The sequence below is a fragment of the Pseudoalteromonas sp. 13-15 genome, assembly GCF_001468205.2.
In the GTDB taxonomy this organism is placed as follows: domain Bacteria; phylum Pseudomonadota; class Gammaproteobacteria; order Enterobacterales; family Alteromonadaceae; genus Pseudoalteromonas; species Pseudoalteromonas marina.
Genome location: NZ_CP019162.1, coordinates 2,946,419 through 2,968,685 on the forward strand (window position 1 = coordinate 2,946,419; position 22,267 = coordinate 2,968,685).

Consider the following 22,267-nt stretch of genomic DNA (forward strand, 5'->3'; position numbering starts at 1 on the left):
CATAATGTTTTTAACAAAAAACATACAGGAATACATTTGCTTTTCAGAAGCGAAATTATCAGACGCTTTGATTAAAATAAATGACAATCAAGCCCGCGTTGTATTTATTGTAACTGAGCATGGCAAACTACTGGGTAGCCTGTCTGATGGTGATGTTAGAAGGTGGCTTACCAAAAGTAATAAAATAGATTTAGCTGTACCAGTTAAAGAAATAATGAACACCTCAGTGAAAGCGGTAGATTTTAAAACAGATAAATCGGAAATCGAAACTTTATTTATCAATGGTGTAGATTGTATTCCTTTAGTAGATAGCGCTAATCATCTTATACAGCTTGCTTTTGAGAAGCAAGATGGCTTTTTCGTGGGCGATCGAGAAATATCTGAATCAAGTGCTAGCTTTATTATTGCCGAAATAGGTAATAACCACCAAGGTGATATTAAGTTAGCAAAAGAATTAGTAGATCATGCTGTAGCTGCAAAAGTGGATTGTGTTAAGTTTCAAATGCGTAGTATGAAACAGCTTTATAAAAGCGAAGGAAAAAACGATGATAGTGCTGATTTAGGTGCTCAATATACGCTTGACTTACTTTCACGATTTCAGCTTAAAAATGAAGAGCTGATTGAAGTATTTGATTATGCGAAGTCAAAAGGTGTTTTACCTTTATGTACGCCTTGGGATTTAGATTCATTAAAAGAGCTTGAAGCGTATGGTATGGCAGCTTATAAAGTTGCGTCTGCTGATTTTACAAATTTTGAGCTGCTAGAAGCAATAGCAAATACAGGTAAACCTTTCTTTTGTTCTACAGGTATGTCGTCAGAAGCTGAAATTAAAGAAACGGTTAGCTTTTTAAACACTTTGGGCGCTAACTACGTTCTTTTACACTGCAATTCTACATACCCAACTCCATTTAAAGATGTAAATCTTAAATATTTAAACCGACTGCGTAAAATTACAGGGCAACTTGTTGGATACTCAGGGCATGAGCGAGGAATATGTGTACCTGTTGCATCAATTACTTTAGGTGCATGTGTAATCGAAAAGCACTTAACAATTGATCAAACGCTAGAGGGCACTGACCACAAGGTAAGTTTATTGCCAGGTGAGCTTAAAGAAATGGTTACTCAAATACGCAATGTAGAAGAGGCGCTTGGCAGTGACGAAGCTCCGCGAGAAATTACACAAGGAGAGCTAATTAATCGCGAAAACCTAGCTAAGAGTTTAGTGGCTAAAAAAGGTATTAAAAAAGGGACTGTTATTACCAGAGATTTGGTAGAAATAAAAAGCCCTGGACAAGGTTTACAACCTAATAGATTAGATGATTTGGTAGGTACTGTTGCAAATCGAGATATAGAAGCTGGCTCATTCTTTTATATGACAGACATTACAGGGCAAATTGAAAAGAGAAACTACTCGTTTAAACGTCCATTTGGTGTTCCAGTACGCTATCATGATTACAGAGCAATTAAAGAAGGAACTAACTTAGACTTTGTTGAATTTCATTTATCTTACCAAGATTTAGAAGTGGATCTTAAAAAGTATTTTGATGGCCATGAAGATATAGGTTTTGCGGTGCATAGCCCAGAGCTATTTGCTAATGATCATATACTTGACTTATGTTCTAACAACCCTGAGTACAGAGCGCAATCAATAGCGCTTTTGACACGAGTGGTTGAAATTACTAAGCAGCTCAATACCTATTTCCCTAAAACAACAAATCCAGTAATTGTAGTTAATGCGGGTGGTTGGAATCATAATGGCTTTATCGATACTAACTTAAAACAGGCTAAGTATGACCTGATTAGCGATGCGCTTAAGCAAATTGATTTAACGGGTGTGACCATTGCTATTCAAACAATGCCGCCTTTCCCTTGGCACTTTGGTGGGCAAAGTTACCATAACTTATTTGTATGTGCCGATGAAATTGTTAGTTTTTGCGAAAACAACCCAGAAATAAAAATTTGTTTAGATGTATCACATTCAATGATGTCTTGTAATTACTATGGGTGGAGCTTAATAGATTTTGTAAATAAAGTCGCGCCATATAACGTACATATGCATATTGTTGATGCTAAAGGCAGCGATGGAGAAGGGGTTGCTATCGGTGAAGGTGATGTTGACTTTACTGCTCTATTTAACCTGTTAAATAAAGTGAATCAAAACATTCAATTTATCCCCGAAGTTTGGCAAGGCCATAAAAATAATGGGGAAGGGTTTTGGTCCGCGCTAGAGTTTTTAGAATCCTTTAACGAGGGTTAGAGCGTGTGGTCCGCGATATTATTATTTTTAAAGAAGACGAGTGGATATTCATTTTCCACTCTTCTTTTTAGTTTCCTTAGGCAACTTATAGCATTACCAATTATTCAAAGGCTAGATGAGAAAAGCTTTATTATAATAGCAACTGCAATATTTTTAATAGAAATGGTATCATATTGTTTTGTAGGGGGGGTACCAGACTATCTAACAAAAAATAGCACCTCAGGCTGCCTAAATGAAGAATTACTGAACTTTTTACAAAATTTTTCTCTATTATCTTTATCCAGCGTTATAATATTTTATTTATTAACACAGAATGTACAGAATAGTATTATCTTAAGCATCTATGTATATTTTTGTACTAGAAATAATCTAGCTTTAAAGGTTTACTTCAATAAGTTGCAGTTTAATATTAATTGGGTTTATATTCTTTTTAAGTCTTTGCCATTAATAGTTGTATTAATTACCTTAAAATTGACAAGTGCAGAGCCCACTCTTTATCTAGCTATCTTTTGCATTTCTCTTGCTTTGTGCGAAATGTTCTTCTTTATTTTTATAAAGAAAAAGCTTTGCAAGGACTTCGGGTTTATAAAAGTTGTAAATAAATCAGTTAGTTGTAAGCCTCTTTTATACTTTATCTTTTCTTACTTCAGTTTAGCCCTCCTTATAAGAGGGGATATAGTATTTTATGAATACTTTATTATTGAGTCTGTTTATGTAGAAATAGTTAAGGCATTAATTGTAATAAATTTTTTCATAACACCTGTTGTTTTAGTAGTTTCAAATCCGTTGTTAAGTTATTTAAGTTATAAAAATATTTTAGGGAACCTAAAGAATGGTCTGATATATCTTTTTTCAACTTTAACTGTATGTTTCATAGTCGCCACAATTGTCTCTCAATTGAGTCGCATAGTTGCAAGCTTTATTTTTTCGGGGGAAGATTTTGTATTTAGTAATTTTGAAGCCTTTATCATTGCATTCTTTATTTTATTTTTTCATTTATTAAGAACATTTAACCTGAAATTTTCTAGCAGTAAAGGAATGATATATGCGAGCTTTAGTGTGGTTTTATTGAGTTTCTTTAGTGCCTACTTTTTTGGCCTGAATGGGGTTTATTTAGTAATATTAATCTCTATTTTGAGAGGAGCAGGGATGTCTGCACTTCTATTAAATACGATATTAAAGCGGTGAGCTAATGTTCTTCTTATTATTAAACACTTCATTTTTTTTTACTTCTATAATTTTGTATTTATTTGATTTTAATCAGTCATCCATTTTTGTGTATATTATTGCAGCGATATTGAATCTTTCATTTAATAAAAAAATATTTATATCGCCATCAATACTAGTTTTTATAGTTATAAATACGCTTTTCCTATTATCGATAGATATTTATTTTATGTTAGGAGGCGATTTTACAAGTTGGAGAGCAATTACCAGTTTCGGTGAATACATCCAAGAGTTTTCTATATTAAATATATTAAATATCCTCTTCTTCCTTTTTCTTAGCTTTTTACCCAATAATGACTTAAATAATAAGAATGAAACCTGTATTCTCACAGCAAATGGTAGGTTGTATTTTTTTTATTCGGTGGTTGCAATTGTTTTATTTATACCTTTGGGCACAGTTACAAGGCACTCATTTCTAGTTGGTGTTATTCCAGGTGGAACGATTCTAATGAGTTTGTATATTACTTTTAGTCTATTGGCTGTTAGAGAGGGTTTGCTTAAAATTAATCAAGGCTCAAAGTTTCGATTACAGCAACTTTTATTTTTTTTAGTCATGTTAAGTTCATTAATTTTAGCTCTAAATGGATTTAGAGCTCCGTTTGTTATGGTTGTAATCTGCTCACTCCTATTTTTTTTTGAAAATACAAAAAGGAAAAAGCTGTCAAAATATATTTTTTTAGGAGGCTTAATATATCTTCTTCTTATTTTTTTTCAGATATTAAGAGGTTTAGAGTTAGGAGCTTTAGAACTGATTGAAAAACTGATGAACAATGAGTTAAATTTTAGCGACCTAATGGAGCATTTTGGAGGGCATGAACAAAACATACTCTACAGCTATTTTATTGTTACTAAAGATACTAGCATGAGTATGGGCAAAGATTACTTTATTTCTTTAGTTCAGATATTACCTTCTTTCATCTCAGATCCTTTAGTTGGTAGTAATAGAGTAAATGAAGTCATATCTAGTATTGCATCCCCTGAGCATTTTATTGAAAACAATCTCAACCTAGGTGCTTTCTTCATTGTTGAAGCTTACTTAAATTTTTCCTGGTTTGGTGTGTTTTTTCTACCAGTTATTTTTATGTATTTAATCTACTTATTTGATAAAAAAAGCTATAAAGATAGATTTATATTATCTAGCACAATACCTTTCTTTATATATTATGGCTTCGGCTTTGGTTTGAAAATAATATTTTACGTAGTTGTTTTTGATTATTTGTTTCGAAAATTACTAAAAGGAAATAAAGTTGAATAATGTACTGTATTTTATTAGAAGTTCTTTTCATGTTGATCTAATTGAGCAAAATAGAGAAGCTGATGAGCTTACACATCTAGTTAATCTAAATGATAATCTAACTATAGCTCCTTCATTAACTTGTAAGGAAAACGTAAAAATTTATAACTTTTTCGAGGCGCATTCGATAGTACATACTAAAAGTGTTTATGTGAAACTCTATGATATTTACATGGCCTGTGATTTTAATAAGGTCGTTGTATTTAATAATTATTTTCCATATTCAAGACATTGTATTGATTTTTTCACCGAAAAAAAAACTATCGTGGAAATGTGGGAAGATGGGCTAAACCACTATTTAAATTTACATCATAATAAGTTGTTTTATTTAAAGGGATTGATGAAATTAATTTTAGGGCATTACAGTAAGGGAGTTTTTGATCCGGACTATAAAAGATATAAGTTAAATATACGCGATAGGTTTGTTAATAAGAATCTTGTATATAAACCAACAGTATTTACAGATGTTAAAGATGTTCATGGTGTTATATTTATTGCTCAGCCAGTAGTAGACGATGGCATTATAACGATTGATAAATATATAAGTGGGTTATGTCGATTAGCTAAGCATTATGAGTCCTATCCATTTTATTATCTCACCCACCCTAGAGAAAAGAATAAGGTTATAGATACTTTGGTTTCTAATGGCTTTAAAGTGATAGAGGTTAACGAATCTGCTGAATGTTACTTAATGCGTAACAGATATACTATTAATATTTCAATGTTTTCTACTGTGATTTGTAATATATTTGAATATAGAAATTGTAAATATGTTCCAGAGTTTTTTTATTTAGAGAAATTAAATAGCCTGATAAAAAATTCTGTTTTTAACAAAAAGGATTAATAAAATGAAAGTTGTTAATTTACTTGGTGAGGATTTTTCAGAGGCTTGTAAATCTTTATATGCAAAAGCTTCAGATAATGATTATGACTTGATTGTCGGAATCGCAACAGGTGGCTTACATGTCTTAGACAATATGAATACTTTTAACTCTATCGATAAGTTAATCTTAAAGAGGCAAAGAAGATCAACTAAGAAGAAAAATAAGTTAAACGTATCAAGATTCTTACGCCTCATGCCTATGTTTATCTTAAATAAACTACGCGTGCTTGAGGTCTACCTAGCTGAAAGAAAGTTTCATCAAAAAGGCATGTTAAGAGATACCGCCGATATATTAGTCCTTAATGGTGATGTAGAAATTTTGAAAATTAAAAATATAAAAAAAATCCTTATAGTAGATGATGCTATAGATAGTGGTTCAACTATTTTAGATATTATTGATTTCTTAAAGTCAAAAGGTATCAATGGTGAAATTCATACTGCCGTTCTTACTGTGACCTTTAAGAAACCATTAATTACGCCAACTTTTACATTATATAACCAAGTGTTACTACGTTGCCCTTGGGCTATGGACGTAAAATGATTAAAGTAGGTGTCTTTGATTTAGATGAAACACTAATTAGGGTTAACTCCTTTAAAATGTGGGTTATTTATAGCGCATTTTTTATACTATTTGACTTTAAAAATAACGTCTCTTTATTCAAACTTTATACACTCAGATTGCAAGGGCGGACAGATAGATATTCCTTCAAAAAAGATTTATTGTCACTACAAACAGGTTCTGTTTTTTGGTGTAAATTAGCAAATTTTTATGTGTTTTTATTAACTCTATGCGTAAACAAAAAGGTGTTAAAACAGGTAAATAAATTTGACATAAATATATTAGCTACTGCTGCGCCATCTGTATACGTTATTCCTTTTTTTACAAAATACTTAAATAGACACTTCCAAGACTTTGTATGTACAAGTTCTAGTAGCTCGGTATATTGCGAATTGTTAGGTGAGAATAAGAGAGATTTTGTAGCTAGACTATTAAGTGAAAATTTAGCCGTAGAGCGTGATAAATTTCATGTAACTTTGTTTAGTGACAGTATTGAAGACCTACCATTAGCACTTTTTTCTGACCAATTTTATTTGATCTACACTAATGACTATACAAAGCAATTTTTTTACAAACACATTCCAAATTTAATAGTTTTTGATTAAGGTTGTATATGATTTTACCAGTAATTATGGCGGGTGGCTCTGGCACACGCTTATGGCCGCTATCACGTGGCAACTATCCAAAACAGTTTTTAAAACTGAATGGTGAGCATACCATGCTTCAAGACACGCTAACTCGATTAACAGGGTTAGCACATACACCTGCGATGTTAATTTGTAATGAAGAGCATCGTTTTATTGCAGCAGAGCAAGTACGCCAACTAGGTGTAGAGCATGGCGGTATTTTTTTAGAGCCTGTAGGGCGTAACACGGCCCCAGCAATTGCTTTGGCCGCTTTTAAAGCAATTGAGAATGAGCAAGACCCGTTATTACTTGTTCTCGCCGCAGATCATGTTATTGAAGATGCAGCAGCGTTCCAAGCAAGTATCAATAAAGCTGCAGAATTAGCAAACGAAGATCAATTGGTTACGTTTGGTATTGTCGGTAATAAACCGGAAATAGGCTATGGCTATATTAGACGTGGTGAAGCAGTTGAGCATGGTTATGCAGTTGATAGTTTTGTCGAAAAGCCAAACCTAGCTACAGCTAAGCAATATATAGAAAGCGGTGATTACTACTGGAATAGCGGCATGTTTTTGTTTAAAGCAAGCCGCTATTTAGATGAGCTTAAGGCTTATCGTCCAGATATCTACGAAGCATGTGAAAAAGCCATGCAAGTGCAAAATGATGATATGGATTTTGTACGTGTAGATAAAGCCGCTTTTGAAGCCTGCCCCGATGAGTCAATAGATTATGCTGTAATGGAACATACTAAAGACGCTGTCGTTGTACCTATGGATGCAGGCTGGAGCGATGTTGGTGGCTTTGCTGCCCTTTGGGAAGTGTCTGAGCAAGATGAAAATGGCAATGCCTTTAAAGGTGATGTAAAAGCCGTAAATACAAAAAATACACTTGTATTTGGTGAGGACAAACTCGTCGCAACAGTGGGTGTTGAAGACTTAGTGATTGTAAACACGAAAGATGCCGTTTTAGTTGCCCATAAAGATAAATCACAAGAAGTCAAAGCGATTGTAAACCAGCTAAAAGCAGAAGAGCGCTCAGAGGTTACTTTCCATCGTGAAGTGTACCGCCCATGGGGTAAGTATGACTCAGTTGATAATGGTGAGCGCTTCCAGGTAAAGCGTATAACCGTAAAACCAGGTGCTAAGTTGTCTGTACAAATGCATCACCACCGTGCAGAACATTGGATTGTGGTATCAGGCACAGCAAAAGTACAAATTGATGATACAGAGCAATATGTAACAGAGAATGAGTCTGTTTATATTCCAATTACAGCGGTTCATGCGTTAGAAAACCCAGGCAAAGTTGATTTAGAACTAATTGAAGTGCAGTCAGGCTCTTACCTTGGTGAAGACGACATAGTGCGTTTTGAAGACCGTTATGGTCGAGTGAAATAAACCAAGAGATAGGTGTCATGATTGAGACATTAGATGAATGACATCAGATTTTAGTAATCAGACGTTAGAAATACAGCTAGTACAATTTATTTTGTGCTCGTTGTATTCTTGTAAAATAGTTAAATAAATAGGTTTTTTATGGATAGCCAGTTAGTTTGCTCTGAAATCATTGCAAAAAGTGGTATTGAGTTTGGTACAAGTGGTGCACGTGGCCTAGTAAAGGATTTTACTCCTGATTTAAACGCGGCATTTGCAATTGCTTTTATATCTGCGATAGAAAATGAATTTACTTTTGATACAGTTGCAATTGCTATAGACAACCGCCCAAGTAGTTATGCTATTGCACAAGCATGTGCAGAGGCGTTAAAACAGCATGGATTAAATGTTGTGTATTATGGTGTAATACCTACCCCAGCACTTGCATACAAAGCAATGCAAAATAATATGCCATGTATTATGGTCACAGGTAGCCATATTCCGTTTGATCGTAACGGCTTAAAATTTTACCGCCCTGACGGTGAGATAACAAAGGCTGATGAACAAGCTATTCTGAACAACAAGTCTTTATTCACAGCATTAGCAGAACCTCTTTCTGAACTGACAGTAGATACAACTGCCAGTGAATCTTACGCACAGCGCTATACCTCTCTTTTCAGTACAGATACGCTTAAAGGCAAGAAAATCGGTATTTATGAGCATTCAAGTGCAGGGCGTGATATCTATAAGGTACTGTTTGAGCAACTAGGTGCAGAAGTTATCAGCCTAGGTCGAAGTGATGAATTTGTACCGATTGATACTGAAGCTGTATCGGAAGAGGATAAGCAAAAAGCATTGGTTTGGTCTAGCGAATACAGCTTTGATGCTATTTTTTCAACAGATGGTGATGGTGACCGACCATTAATTGCTGATGAAAATGGCAATTGGTTACGTGGTGATATACTTGGATTGCTTTGTAGCCAATTATTAAATATTGAAGCACTTGCAACGCCAGTAAGTTGTAATACAGCAATAGAAAAGTCAGCGAGTTTTAAGCAAGTTAAACGCACTAAAATTGGCTCGCCGTATGTTATTGCTGAATTCGCAGAGTTAGCTCAGCAATATAAATCAGTCGCAGGCTTTGAAGCTAATGGGGGTTACTTACTAGGCTCTGATTTAACATTTAATGGCAAGTCACTTAAAGCTTTGCCAACAAGAGATGCCCTATTACCTGCATTGATTTTATTGGCGCAAAATGAGCCTGTATCTAAGTTGCTCGCTAAGCTACCACAACGGTTTACTGCAAGTGATCGCATTAAAGACTTTGCAAAAGAGAAAAGTTTAAATTTGATAAACGAGTTTAAAAATGATGCAAGCCATTTTTTAGGCTCTTTAGGCTATGAAGAAGGGTACTCTGTAAATACAACTGATGGCTTACGTATTATTCTTGAACGCGGTGATGTTGTACACCTTAGGCCATCTGGCAACGCACCTGAGCTACGTTGTTATACTGAAAGTAACAGCGCACAATCATCTACAAAGCTTGTAGTAAATGTATTAAATTTTATAAGTAACTACTAGTTTATTACAGAGATAGCAAAGTTAAAAATGAGTAGTAATTTAAGTGTATTCAGTTATCCTTAAATTGCGTTTATAACAACAATAATTGAGACTATATGCAAATGCATAAAGGAATTTTGCAAAGTAATGCAACCATTGTTGCATTTATTCAGCGGGTGCTCGACATAGTAATAATAGTGAGCACCTTATGGATTAGTACATGCCTACATAATACTACTTGGTTATTGCAGCACACAACGGCTGCTTTACTGGCTGTTTTTTTGTTTCACTTTACCAGCGAGCTTGACAAACTTTATATATCGTGGCGCGGTTTATCGCTTTATAAAGAGCTTAAAAAAACAATTTCACACTGGTTTATAAGCGCCGCAGTACTGTTTTTAAGTGTTAATTTTATAGCTCCAGAGTATTTAAACCCGACTGGGCTTCAGTTTGTATGGTTTGTTTTGGCTTGTGTATTACTGAGCTCATATCGTATTTTCTTGCGCTTTATACTAAGGTTGCTCAGAGCACAAGGCTACAACACCCGCAATGTAGTTATTGTAGGTGCAGGTGTACTAGGGCAAAAGCTTGCAAATAATATTATTGAACATGCCAGTTTTGGCTTGGTTTTTAGTGGTTATTACGACGACGAAACACCTAGCCAAAAAGTGGTTGCTGCACAAACTTTGGGTGATTTAGAGCAGCTTGTTGCTGATTGCAAAAGCGGTGGAATAGATCGCGTTTATATTGTACTACCGCCACAAGCATATGAGCGCCGTAAATGGTTAGTTAAAAAATTAGCAGACAGTACCGCTAGTGTTTACATAGTTCCCGATGTATTTACTTACCAATTATTGCACTCACGTAGTGATACAATAATGGGTATACCTACTATAAGTATTTATGACTCTCCCATAGATGGTAGTAATGCTATTATTAAGCGTATTGAGGATGTAATACTTTCTATTTTAATACTTGTTTTAATTTCACCAGTATTAATAGGGCTAGCAGTTGCAGTTAAGGTTACATCAAAAGGGCCCGTGTTTTTTAAACAAAACAGATACGGTATTGATGGTAAACCTATAAAGGTTTGGAAGTTCCGTTCAATGAACGTTATGGAAGACGGCGCTAAAGTCACTCAAGCCACAAAAAACGATAAGCGATTTACACCCATAGGGCAGTTTATACGTAAAACAAGCCTAGATGAACTCCCACAATTTTTAAATGTACTGCAAGGGCAAATGTCGATTGTAGGCCCTCGCCCCCATGCAGTTGCACATAACGAGCAGTACCGTAGTTTGGTTGACGGCTATATGCTGCGCCATAAAGTAAAGCCTGGCATTACTGGCTGGGCACAAATTAATGGCTGGCGAGGTGAAACCGACACATTAGATAAAATGGAAAAGCGCATAGAGTTTGACCTAGAATACATTCAAAATTGGTCACTCGTTTTAGATTTAAAAATAGTATTTTTGACGATTTTTAAAGGCTTTATCAACAAAAATGCCTACTAATAATTATTAAGGTTTTTGCATATTTTTATCTGCGTTCAGTTGGTATAAAGTATGCTTGGTATAATAATGATATAAATTAAATATTTACCCACAGAATAAAGGACTAACCATGAAAGCTGTAATTCCTGTTGCTGGTTTGGGTACGCGAATGCTGCCTATGACTAAAGCTATTCCAAAAGAAATGCTACCTATAGTTGATAAGCCTCTTATTCAATACATTGTGAACGAGTGTGTTGCTGCTGGCATTAAAGAGATTGTATTAGTAACACATAGCTCTAAAAATGCGATAGAAAACCACTTTGATACCAGCTACGAACTTGAAGCAACGCTTGAAAAACGCGTTAAACGCACATTGCTTGAAGAAGTACGCTCTATTTGCCCTAGCGACGTGACCATTATGCACGTTCGCCAAGGTGAGGCTAAAGGTTTAGGGCATGCTATATTGTGTGCAAAGCCTATTGTGGGTAATGACGATTTTGTTGTTGTACTACCAGATGTAATACTAGATGCATACACAGCAAACCAAAAAACAGAAAACCTTGCCGCTATGATCGCTCGTTTTAATGAAACTGCAGCAAGCCAAATAATGCTTGAGCCTGTAGCACAAGATGATGTAAGTAAATACGGTATTGCCGATATCAATGGGGTGCAATTAGTTGCCGGTGAAAGCGCTAAAATTAAAACTATGGTTGAAAAGCCAGATGTTGATGCTGCGCCGTCAAACCTTGCTGTTGTTGGCCGTTATGTATTAAGTAAAAATATTTGGCCGCTACTTGCTAAAACACCTGTAGGGGCGGGCGGTGAAATACAGTTAACCGACTCTATTGATGCGTTAATGGCACAAGAAACTGTAGAGGCATTTCACATGAGTGGCTGCGCACACGACTGTGGCGATAAGCTTGGTTATTTAAAGGCAATTGTTGAATACGGTATGCGCGATGAAAAGCTGGGTAAGGAGTTTGCACAGCATTTAAATACATTGGTTAATGGTGAAAATGCACCAACACTAAACAATGTGGTTAATTTGTAATAAACAATTTAGCTTATTTAATATCATAAAACCGTGTTTAGTTTAAACACGGTTTTTTTGTTTTTTAGGCAAGCTTTGTATTTGATTGATTAAGTGAATAAAACATTATCATCACCACAGAGAAGACAAGGAGCAGTACAGGGAAGTCATTTTAAACAAATATACTGTATTACGTTTTTCTCAGTGTAGTAATTAAACGCGCCAGCAAGCAAGGCGCCTACAATAAACAGTTTTTGGTGCTCTCGTTGGTAATTAAATCTTTACAATCATCTTAACGTAGGCGTGAAGCTTGCTCACGCAAAAGATTATTAATGTGACTATGTGTAATTAAACGCGCCAGCAAGCAAGGCGCCTACAAAAAACAGACTCCGGTGCGCTCGGTGGTAATTAAATCTTCGAAATCATCCCAACGTAGGCGTGAAGCTTGCTCACGCAAAGAGTTATTTAGTATGTTGTAATCAATTAAGTGCTATATATAACCGAGATAGTAAATTAATACAGATCGTTGTTGTTAACTCACCAGCGATTTTTTATTATGTGGGCATAACCTAGAACATAAAAAATAAATGGAAAAAAAATGCTCAAAAAATTACCCGTATTAATTGGAATAATGTTTAGTTCTCAGGTTTTAGCTAGTGGGGTATCGCCTTACTTACCTCTAAAACAAAACCCGCAATTAGAGCAATTGGTTGAAAAGCTCCTTGTTGTTGGGGAAAACGCTCACATGATGAGTAAACCCTATAAAACCAGCGAAGTGCTTAGAGTTTTAAAATCGGTAGAGCATAGTTATCCAAGCCTTTACCAAAAGCTATTTAACGAGCTTGCATTATACAAGCAAACCGATGCAATGACTTATGCTAAAGCGACTGTCGCTTATGGTAATAAGCCTAAGTCTATACCTAATCAGCGCGGCCAAAAGGTTGATACCTATTTAAAGTTAGAAGCGGGTGGTTTTGCAAATTTTGGCAAGCATTTTGGTGTAAGTGTTGCCGGTATTGCTAACGAAGATAACCTAATACCTACCCAAAGCTTTTTTTATTTTGGTTACGAATATGCACAGGTTGATATAGGTTACCGCGAGCATTGGTACTCTCCGTTTTACGATAGCGCGATGATATTAAGTACTAATGCCAAAACGCTCCCGTCTATAAGTATTAGTAATGTTAAACCAATTACTGACTTTGATATTCGTTATGATTTGTTTTACATGAAAATGAAAACAGATCCCGCTATAAACTCCGGTAAAGAGTTAGGTTTAAAGGTGCCAGGTAAACCCCACTTAGCCGGTGTACATTTGAGTTTTTCACCTTTTGATGGCTTAACGCTAGGTGCAAACAGGTTATTACAGTTTGGTGGTGGGGATCGTTCTGTAGGTTTAAAAGATTTTGCAAAGGCGTTTTTTTTACCTGGCGGTAACGATAATGTGAATCCAGAAGAAACCCAAAAATTTGGCCCTAATTATGAGGTAGGTGACCAATTAGCCTCACTCAGCTTTGACTATAAAGCGGCTTGGTTTAACCAGCCATTTAGCCTGTATGGCGATGTGGGCCTTGAAGATACACTAGGTGGTGGTCAAAAGAATAATGCGTTTAATTTTGGTTTGTACTTACCTTATTTAAGTGAAAACCATAGTTTAAGATTTGAAAATAGCCGCTGGCAAGAAGGCTGGTATAATGCAAAATTATACTCTTTAGGTAATTCGATTAATGGCCAAGTTTTAGGGCATTGGGCGGGTAACGAGCGTGGTGATAACCACAAACCTGCGGCAGAGAGTCAGTCTATTAATTGGGAGTGGCAATATAGTGCAACTCAAAGTATAGACACCACGTTTAGACGGATCGAAAATGGTTTAGAGCGAGGCAAGAACGGTGCTGGCCAATTACCAGAAGAGCCTTACACGATAGGCTTTGAACTGGAGGCTCGCTACACCCAACATCTAAAAAATGGTTACTGGGGTATTGAGCTTTATACGGGCAAAACCGTATTTGACGATAGCTTTTTTAGGCTCGGTGCGTTTTACGGATGGTAATAATTAAATGTCATTGGTCTTATAGATTATCGTAATATTTTTTATTTAAACACACCAATAGTTGAATATAAGTAACTTTGATAAAATAATTTTGTAAAATATTAATTGATCTTAAAGGATTAACATGAAAATTGCCGTAGTGGGTACAGGCTATGTGGGCTTATCTAATGCTATGCTGCTTTCACAGCATAACGAAGTAGTTGCGTTAGATATAGATGAAAATAAAATAGCGCTGTTGAATGATAAAAAATCGCCGATTGTTGATACAGAAATTAGTGAATTTTTAATGCGCAATGATTTAAACTTTACTGCAACGACGAATAAAGTTTCGGCTTATAGTGGCGCAGATTTTATCATTATAGCAACACCTACCGATTACGATGTTGAAAATAACTATTTCAATACTAGCTCGGTTGAAGCCGTAATTAAAGATGCATTAGCGCATAACCCAAATGCAATAATGGTAATTAAATCAACTATTCCGGTGGGTTTTACGGCCGATATAAAAAAGCAACTTGATGTTGATAACTTAATATTTTCGCCAGAGTTTTTACGTGAAGGCAAGGCGCTTTACGATAATTTACACCCTTCTCGTATTGTAGTGGGTGAACAAAGCGAGCGTGCAACTGTATTTGCAAACTTACTTAAGCAAGGCGCTGTAAAGCAAGATGTTGAAGTGCTATTTACGGATTCAACTGAAGCTGAGGCGATTAAGTTATTCTCTAACACATACCTTGCTATGCGAGTCGCTTATTTTAATGAGCTTGATAGCTACGCTGAAGCACACGGTTTAAACTCTAAGCAAATTATACAGGGTGTTGGGTTAGATCCACGTATTGGTAACCATTATAATAACCCGTCGTTTGGTTACGGTGGCTACTGTTTACCAAAAGACACCAAACAGTTACGTGCTAATTATCAGAGTGTTCCAAATAATATTATTGGTGCAATAGTTGATGCGAATACTACACGCAAAGACTTTATAGCTGCTTCTATTTTAAAGCGAAATCCAAAAGTGGTTGGAGTATATCGTTTAGTAATGAAATCGGGTTCTGATAACTTCAGAGCATCGTCTATTCAAGGCATTATGAAGCGTATTAAAGCCAAAGGGATTGAGGTTGTTGTTTATGAGCCTGTTCTTAAAGAAAGCGAATTTTATCACTCACGCGTGATTAAAGATTTAAACGAGTTTAAGCAAATATCAGACGTGGTTGTTTCAAACCGTATGGTTGAAGAGCTAAGTGACATTGCTGATAAAGTGTACACGCGAGATTTGTTTGGTAGCGATTAAATAATAATTGTCTGAGGGTTTAATTGCCCCCCGTAACAGGTACTTTCCTGTTCGCGGGGGAGTATTCTGTTACAAGTTATAAAGTGCAGCAGACAGCATTTATCAGATTAGTTACTGAGATTTAAACTGATAAGTGTTATTTACAAAAGTGACTTCTTCACCAAAGAAAATACAAGGAGAAGTGACTAATCAATAGTATATTTCCTCTTTGTAGCCCACATGGCCTCGGTGCGCTCGGTGGTAATTAATATTTAAAATCATCTTTTAAAAAATATATTGTACTACGCTCTGCTCAGCGTTCTCGGTAGTGATTAATTTTTAGAGTTATTTCAACGAAGGTGTGAAGCTTGCTCACGTAAAAGGTTGTTAATGTAACTATGTGTAAATTAAACGGACTAGCAAGCAAAGCGCCTACATTAAATTCGCTGTGCCACTGTAAGTTCGCATTAGTCGATGAGCATTCCAACTTTTACCTTAACGTATATTGTGTGAAAAATTTGTATTCATGCTGATTGATAATAAAGCTGCGCCTATTAGCAAAGTCCACTATGCTATGGGCTATTCGTTATTTATATTTTTAAGAATTTATCATGATTGAACAAGGCCAAAACGTACCAGAGGTTACACTTACGCAGTTAACAAGTGAAGGCATGCAAACACTGACTAACAAAGAATTATTTGATGGTAAAAAAGTGGTGTTATTTGCTGTGCCGGGGGCGTTTACGCCAACGTGTTCAAATGCGCACTTACCTGAATTTATTACGCTTGCTGATAAAATTACAGCAAAAGGTGTTGATGCTATTTATTGTGTTTCGGTAAACGATGCCTTTGTAATGAAAGCATGGGGCGACTCGCAAAACGCTGAAGAAATTTTAATGCTAGCCGATGGTGATGCAAGCTTTACCAGAGCACTCGGACTTGAAAAAGACACCACTGGCTTTGGTGGTATTCGTTCATCTCGCTACGCGATGATTGTAAATAACGCGGTTGTTACTGAGTTATTTGTAGAAGAAGGTAAAGAGTTCACAGTAAGCCGCGCAGAGCATGTTTTAGAAAAGCTTTAAGGCCGCATTTAGTTTGTCAGTGGTTAGTACTTAGTTATCAGATAGAAGCTTTTAGACATTAGTGATTAGACTGAAGATTTTAGTTATTAATGAATATTGTATTTTTTGGCTAGTTTAGTTAGCTAGTTGTTATTTGTATATTTAAAACTAAGCTAGTAAAAATGATATAAATAAAAGTAACACTAATGAATTTTGAAAATTTAGATGTATGGAAACGATCTGCACGTCTTAGCGTAGATATTTACAGGTCTACAGCAGATATAAAAGACTATGGGTTCAGAGATCAGTTAACACGCTCAGGCCTTTCAGTGCCGAGCAACATTGCAGAAGGTGTGTGTAGAGAAAGCTATAAAGAGAAAAGTAGATTTATAGATATAGCTAGGGCTTCTCTTGCAGAAGCTAGAACACAGATATACATAGGCACAGAAATAGGTTACTTAAATAAGTCAACAAGCCAACAATGGATAATAGAAACAAAAGAATTAGCTGCTATGTTAACAAGCCTTAAAAATAAGTTTGATAACAGCTAACTTTAGAGTGTTTAGCTATTCATTCTCCGCGCTGAAAGCTGAAAGCTGAAAGCTGAAAACTGAACACTTTTTCAAAGCTCAAACGGCGCTACGCCTACGGCTTTCATTTTGTAACCTACCTGCGCTAATTCACCTGACCAGGTTTCTGTTGTAATAATACCTGTGACTACAATTGCATCGTAAAGGCTTTCGATTGGTACGCCGCCTTTTATAGTAACGTGTACAAGCTGGTTAGGTGGCGGTGGTGGTACGTGAATGCAGGCGCCAAAATACGGTACTAATAAAAATTCGGTGATTACTTCGCTATCGCCCTCTAGTGGTACAACAAAGCCGGGTAAGCTGACAGATTGCCCGTTTAGTTCTTTTACTACAGGGGCGTCTAGGTCGGGCTGTACCCAGTTTTGATCGCTGCCTTCGTGGTTCGCTTGTGCTTGGGTATCTATTTGCACATGGCCTTTTGGAATTAAGTCTTCCCAAAAAATCTCTTTAGGTGGATTAGCGTTACTTGAAAAACTAATAATAGCTAAGCTTAATATGCAAAAAGTATTTAAAGCTGTTTTAAAAAGTGTCATAAAATTCCTAAACATTATGTTTTTATGCTCATGCCGTCGCTGAGTGAGTAAAAATAAGCACGAGTTGCTGGTATTAAGCCAATAATAAAACCTGCCGCCATAATAACGCCTATGAGGGTGAGTTCATAGCGTGAAAGCATAGCTATATTTACACTAATACCCGCATGGCTTTGTAGGTAGTCGGCTCCTAAAAATAAGGTGGCGTAAAATAATGCGCACCCAAGCACACAGCCTAAAAATGTTGTAAGCAATGACTCCATACTTATAAGTGTAAATAGCTGCCATGGCCTTGCACCAACTGAGCGTAATATAGCAAGTTCACGGCGACGTTGATTAAGGTTTGCAAGTAACGTGGTTAACATACCGAGCAGGCTTATTAGCACGACAACAAATGAAAAAAGCAGCAGTATTTTTTCAACAATGGCGAGCATTTCCCATAAGTCTTTTAGTGTGACGGTAGGCATAATGGCTAATAGAGCCTCGGGCTTGTACTGATTTATATTGCGCCTAATTTGTAGTGTATATAAAGGCGAATCAAACCCCATTAAAAATGCAGTGATTTGTTTAGGGTGACCAGTTAGGTTGTTATGCTCATCGTGCTCATCGTGCTCATCGTGCTCATCGTGCTCATCGTGCTCATCGTGCTCATCGTGCTTATGACTTGCTTTACCGCCGTGAATTAAATCAATAGCGGCAAGCGGTATATGCAGTGTTTTGTCGACCGGGGTACCCGTCGGGTTTAAAATACCGACTACTTCAAACGGGTTGTCGTTGTGATGATGAAAACTGGTATTACCCATACCATGAGATATTATAATGCTATCGCCCAGCTTATAGCCTAGTTTTGTAGCCACCTCACTGCCCAATACCACGCCGTGAATAGTGCTAAAAGGATTACCTGCACTAAAACTCAAATGTTGTTTTTTAGCAAAGCGGTAATGGGTAAAGTAATCGGGGGTTGTGCCTAACACTGCTTGGCCTTTGTGGCTGTCGCCAAGGCTAATAGGAATGCTCCACTTTACGCCGCGTTGGCTTGTTATGTATTTGTAGCTTTGCCAGCTCACGCCATTATTGGTGTGGCCAATTCTAAATACTGATGAAAGCAGTAATTGAATATCGCCGGTGCGGGCTCCTACAATTAAATCGGTACCCGAAATGGTATTGCTAAAGCTGCTTTTAGCATCAACTCTAACACGTTCAATACTTAGCAATAACATAACGCTAACGGCAATGGTAAACAGTGTTAAAACAACACTAGCACGTCTATTAATTAGGCTTTTTAAAGCAAGCTTTGTAAGGATCATAATGGCTCCTGCAAACTTACTAAGTCGATTGAGCGATTAAACAGCGGCTTTAAGTTTTCGTCGTGGCTTACAAATATCAGTGTGCTGTTTGTATTACTAGCTTGTTCAAACAATAAGTTAATAAAGCTTTCGCGGTTTTGTGTATCAAGGGCTGAGGTTGGCTCGTCGGCAATTATAATTTCAGGGTTACCAATAAATGCGCGTGCGGCGGCCACGCGTTGTTGTTGGCCAATGCTTAATTTTGCCACATTTTTATTATGATATTGCTCGGTTAAACCCAGTGAGTTTAATAGCCGTGTAGCCTCATTATTTAATGTGGCAGAGTGGCTCAATGCTTTTTGTTGGCGTTTTTTTGAAAATTGGCAGCCCAGTATTACGTTTTCAATAGGCGATAGATATGGAAGTAAGTTGAAGTTTTGAAAAATAATACCAATGTGGTCAGCTCTAAATACATCTCGTTGAGTGTTACTTAGGGTATTTAAGGTCTGGTTTAGTAACGTGACATTGCCGCTGGTGGCTTCATTTATACCGGCAAGTAAGGCAAGTAAGGTTGATTTTCCCGAACCACTTGGGCCATGTAAAAAAACATGTTGGCCTTTTTCAATGTTAAGTTTGCTAATAGTTAGCGTGGGCGTTTTATCGTTTTTATGCCATTTAAAAGTAACGTTATTAAGGCTTATCATTGTTTTGTTTACCACTTCCAATAATTAAGGTTTTTACGCGTTTTAAACTGCCTAATAATATTAAACGGTTTAGGTTTTAGCTTTTCGTCACTAAGTAAAAACTCATTCGTTGCAGCCACTACTCGCTCACTTGATTTACCGTCTGTGTATGGGTGCAGCTGTTGGCAATAGCTTTCTATATTTTGCATCAATGTTTTAGGGTAGGTAAATGCAAGGTCTATCGCGTCTTCTAGCTTATTTGGATCTGTTACGTTTAGTAAATGCTTGTCTGGGGCATTATTACAAAAGGTCACAACAGGCTTTCGCTGCACTATAAACATTAAAAGCACCGATGAGGTATCACACAGCATTACATCGGCCGACTTTAATAAGGGGACTACGTCGTCGGTTTCGATAAACGTTAAGTTTTGATTACTTAACGCTTTGTATTTATCAATAAGCTCAATAGGCATTTTAGGATGAAACTGCATTAATATGCGCCACTTTCCTATTTCGCTAAAGTGCTTTATTTGCTCGTAAAGTTTAGGTGCAAGTGATAAACGTTTTGAAAAAGTAGAACAAATTAAAAGTGTAGGGCGAGTGTCGGCTTTGCTGGTATATGGGGTTTGTAATTCGCCAGTAAACAAGCGGTCGAGCGTTGGCCAGCCAGTTTCAGTCACTTTAAAATAACCCAGCTTTTTTTGTAAGGCTTTAAATGGCACTGTGGTATTGGGGCCTTGAGTACAATATAGGTCAAAGCAGCCCCTTGCTTTTAGGTGATCGTTGTTACCTTTTTTATCAAGTTTTCCGGCATCAAAACCATGAAATACACCCACTTTAATACCCGGAAAAAACGTAGGAATTAAATTGGCCGGTGCAAATGTAGCATCGGGTTTCCAGTTGTGAATATCGTCTATTGAATTAAGGCGTATTTCATCGGGTGTTAAAAAATCAGGGTTTACAGAGCTACCTTGTAAAAACCAGCGTACCTGACCACCGTTCGCTAATATGGCCGCCTGAATAGGCCTCAAAATTGCGTATGAATAATTTTGAGATATATACATTAAGTATTTTTTATTTTTGGTGGTGGTTAAGTAGTTCAAGCTAGCTCCTCGACTCAATAGCACAGCCAGTTTACCCGATTGTGACAACCATATAAATATTCTTGCTAAATCTCTTAACCAAAGTTCAAGTTATTTAGTTTCAAGCCCAAGATTGAGCTTTGAAGTTGGCTGGATTATCATACCGCACATAACCCCATACCATACTTTGCTCATAGAGCATCCCTAACCCCGGAGATAGCATGACTAGCTATAAAGTTTTAGACGTAAACGATGATTTACCCATCCGCACCAAAGGTGAAGTACACAGTGGTAAAGTGCGTTCAGTTTATTGGCTAACAGACGAAGACAGTGCACGATTAATTAAAGATAAAGGCTACAAAGTACCCGCAGGTACTGAGCTGGCTATTATGGTGATTTCGGACCGTATTTCAGCATTTGATTGTATTTGGCAAGGTGAAAATGGCTTAAATGGTGTGCCGGGTAAGGGGATAGCACTTAACACCGTTGCATCATATTGGTTTAAATTATTTGACGAAGCAGGCCTAGCTGGCAATCATATTGTGGATATTCCGCACCCATATGTATGGATTGTGCGTAAAGCAAGCACAGTTAAGGTAGAGGCGATAGCGCGCCAATATATTACGGGTAGCATGTGGCGTGATTACGCTAAAGGGACACGTAACTTTTGCGGTATAGATTTACCTGAAGGGTTAAACGCGAATCAAAAACTCGATAATGTACTTATTACGCCATCAACCAAGGGGATTATTGAAGGCGTTGCCGACATAGCGCCAGTAGACGATGTAAACATTACCCGCGAGAACATAACAAATAACCTAGATGTATTTAATTTTAAGTCGGCAGACGACGTTGCAAAATACGAAAAGCTGTTAGTAGAAGGCTTTGGCTTAATTAGTAAAGAGCTTGCCAAGCTTGACCAAATTTTTGTAGATACCAAATTTGAATTTGGTTATGTAGAAGACCTAAATGGTGCACAACAGCTTATTTATATCGACGAAGTGGGTACACCAGATTCATCGCGTATATGGGATGGTGCTGCGTATCGAGATGGTAAAATTGTTGAAAACTCTAAAGAAGGCTTTCGCCAATTGTTAATTAATAACGTGCCAGAAAGCGACGTATTACTAAACAAAGATCGCATGGCTGAGCGCGAAAAATTAGCAAAAGAGTATATTTTACCCGAATCAGTCATGCTTGAAGTGTCTAATACTTATGTGGGTATTGCCAGCAAAATAGTTGGTGAAGCAATTACTATTCCTGAGGATCCGCGCCAAGAGGTCATTTCTATTTTAGACGCTGATTATGGCTTAATTGTAAAATAGCCATACTAAAGAACTAAAAAACCCAGTGGCTAACTTTTTATTTTTAGTTACTGGGCTATATTCCTTGCAATTAACCCCTGTAATTAAT

The 22,267-nt window shown here is 36.7% G+C and carries 19 protein-coding genes; 15 read left to right on the plus strand and 4 right to left on the minus strand.

The annotated features are described in order from the left end of the window. Nucleotides 1-4: 4 nt before the first annotated feature. From ATS72_RS13595 to ATS72_RS13660, 14 genes are all read left to right on the plus strand, one after another. A complete protein-coding gene (locus ATS72_RS13595) occupies nt 5-2,257 on the plus strand; it encodes an N-acetylneuraminate synthase family protein (RefSeq protein ID WP_058428296.1) in 2,253 nt (750 codons plus the stop codon). A gap of 3 nt (nt 2,258-2,260) precedes the next feature. Continuing rightward, a complete protein-coding gene (locus ATS72_RS13600) occupies nt 2,261-3,445 on the plus strand; it encodes a hypothetical protein (RefSeq protein ID WP_058428297.1) in 1,185 nt (394 codons plus the stop codon). Nucleotides 3,446-3,653: 208 nt separating this feature from the next. Then, nucleotides 3,654-4,739, plus strand: a complete 1,086-nt coding sequence (locus ATS72_RS13605) for an O-antigen polymerase (protein WP_139295587.1) — start codon at nt 3,654-3,656, stop codon at nt 4,737-4,739. Further along, nucleotides 4,732-5,622 carry a glycosyltransferase family 52 gene (locus tag ATS72_RS13610; protein ID WP_058428299.1) on the plus strand — a complete coding sequence of 297 codons (891 nt, stop codon included), beginning with the start codon at nt 4,732-4,734 and terminating at the stop codon, nt 5,620-5,622. Before ATS72_RS13605 ends, ATS72_RS13610 begins: the two co-directional genes overlap by 8 nt. Before the next feature lie 4 nt (nt 5,623-5,626). Next, nucleotides 5,627-6,202, plus strand: a complete 576-nt coding sequence (locus tag ATS72_RS13615) for a phosphoribosyltransferase family protein (RefSeq protein ID WP_058428300.1) — start codon at nt 5,627-5,629, stop codon at nt 6,200-6,202. Next, nucleotides 6,199-6,825: a haloacid dehalogenase-like hydrolase gene (locus tag ATS72_RS13620; RefSeq protein ID WP_058428301.1), complete on the plus strand. Its 627-nt coding sequence runs from the start codon at nt 6,199-6,201 to the stop codon at nt 6,823-6,825. Before ATS72_RS13615 ends, ATS72_RS13620 begins: the two co-directional genes overlap by 4 nt. A gap of 8 nt (nt 6,826-6,833) precedes the next feature. Further along, complete coding sequence (locus tag ATS72_RS13625; RefSeq protein ID WP_058428302.1) at nt 6,834-8,240, plus strand: mannose-1-phosphate guanylyltransferase/mannose-6-phosphate isomerase; 1,407 nt, start codon at nt 6,834-6,836, stop codon at nt 8,238-8,240. A 138-nt stretch (nt 8,241-8,378) separates the two neighbouring features. Then, the gene (locus ATS72_RS13630) at nt 8,379-9,797 is read left to right on the plus strand and encodes a phosphomannomutase (protein WP_058428303.1); all 1,419 of its coding nucleotides are present in this window, start codon (nt 8,379-8,381) and stop codon (nt 9,795-9,797) included. Between the two features lie 95 nt (nt 9,798-9,892). After that, a complete protein-coding gene (locus tag ATS72_RS13635; protein ID WP_058428304.1) occupies nt 9,893-11,290 on the plus strand; it encodes an undecaprenyl-phosphate glucose phosphotransferase in 1,398 nt (465 codons plus the stop codon). Nucleotides 11,291-11,399: 109 nt separating this feature from the next. Next, entirely contained in the window at nt 11,400-12,320 is a 921-nt protein-coding gene (gene galU / locus ATS72_RS13640; RefSeq protein ID WP_058428305.1) for a UTP--glucose-1-phosphate uridylyltransferase GalU, read from the plus strand. Between the two features lie 577 nt (nt 12,321-12,897). After that, the gene (locus tag ATS72_RS13645; protein ID WP_058428306.1) at nt 12,898-14,349 is read left to right on the plus strand and encodes a capsule assembly Wzi family protein; all 1,452 of its coding nucleotides are present in this window, start codon (nt 12,898-12,900) and stop codon (nt 14,347-14,349) included. Between the two features lie 124 nt (nt 14,350-14,473). Then, nucleotides 14,474-15,640, plus strand: coding sequence for a nucleotide sugar dehydrogenase (locus ATS72_RS13650; protein WP_058428307.1), 1,167 nt, complete (start codon nt 14,474-14,476; stop codon nt 15,638-15,640). Nucleotides 15,641-16,230: 590 nt separating this feature from the next. Further along, nucleotides 16,231-16,704, plus strand: coding sequence for a peroxiredoxin (locus ATS72_RS13655; RefSeq protein WP_058428308.1), 474 nt, complete (start codon nt 16,231-16,233; stop codon nt 16,702-16,704). A 185-nt stretch (nt 16,705-16,889) separates the two neighbouring features. After that, nucleotides 16,890-17,234, plus strand: a complete 345-nt coding sequence (locus ATS72_RS13660; protein WP_008130187.1) for a four helix bundle protein — start codon at nt 16,890-16,892, stop codon at nt 17,232-17,234. A 71-nt stretch (nt 17,235-17,305) separates the two neighbouring features. Here the strand turns inward: ATS72_RS13660 and ATS72_RS13665 are convergent, their stop codons facing one another. The 4 genes from ATS72_RS13665 to ATS72_RS13680 are packed head-to-tail and all read right to left on the minus strand — an operon-like array spanning nt 17,306 to nt 20,875. After that, nucleotides 17,306-17,806: a DUF3299 domain-containing protein gene (locus tag ATS72_RS13665; protein WP_039036336.1), complete on the minus strand. Its 501-nt coding sequence runs from the start codon at nt 17,804-17,806 to the stop codon at nt 17,306-17,308. 14 nt (nt 17,807-17,820) lie between these two features. Then, on the minus strand, nt 17,821-19,110 hold the full coding sequence (locus ATS72_RS13670) for an ABC transporter permease (protein WP_058428309.1): 1,290 nt from the start codon (nt 19,108-19,110) through the stop codon (nt 17,821-17,823). Then, a complete protein-coding gene (locus tag ATS72_RS13675; RefSeq protein ID WP_058429136.1) occupies nt 19,107-19,793 on the minus strand; it encodes an ABC transporter ATP-binding protein in 687 nt (228 codons plus the stop codon). Before ATS72_RS13675 ends, ATS72_RS13670 begins: the two co-directional genes overlap by 4 nt. A gap of 8 nt (nt 19,794-19,801) precedes the next feature. Then, a complete protein-coding gene (locus ATS72_RS13680) occupies nt 19,802-20,875 on the minus strand; it encodes a CDP-glycerol glycerophosphotransferase family protein (RefSeq protein WP_170865582.1) in 1,074 nt (357 codons plus the stop codon). A 200-nt stretch (nt 20,876-21,075) separates the two neighbouring features. Between ATS72_RS13680 and ATS72_RS13685 the strand changes: the two genes are divergently transcribed. After that, nucleotides 21,076-22,179, plus strand: coding sequence for a phosphoribosylaminoimidazolesuccinocarboxamide synthase (locus ATS72_RS13685; RefSeq protein ID WP_058428310.1), 1,104 nt, complete (start codon nt 21,076-21,078; stop codon nt 22,177-22,179). The last annotated feature ends 88 nt before the right edge of the window (nt 22,180-22,267 follow it).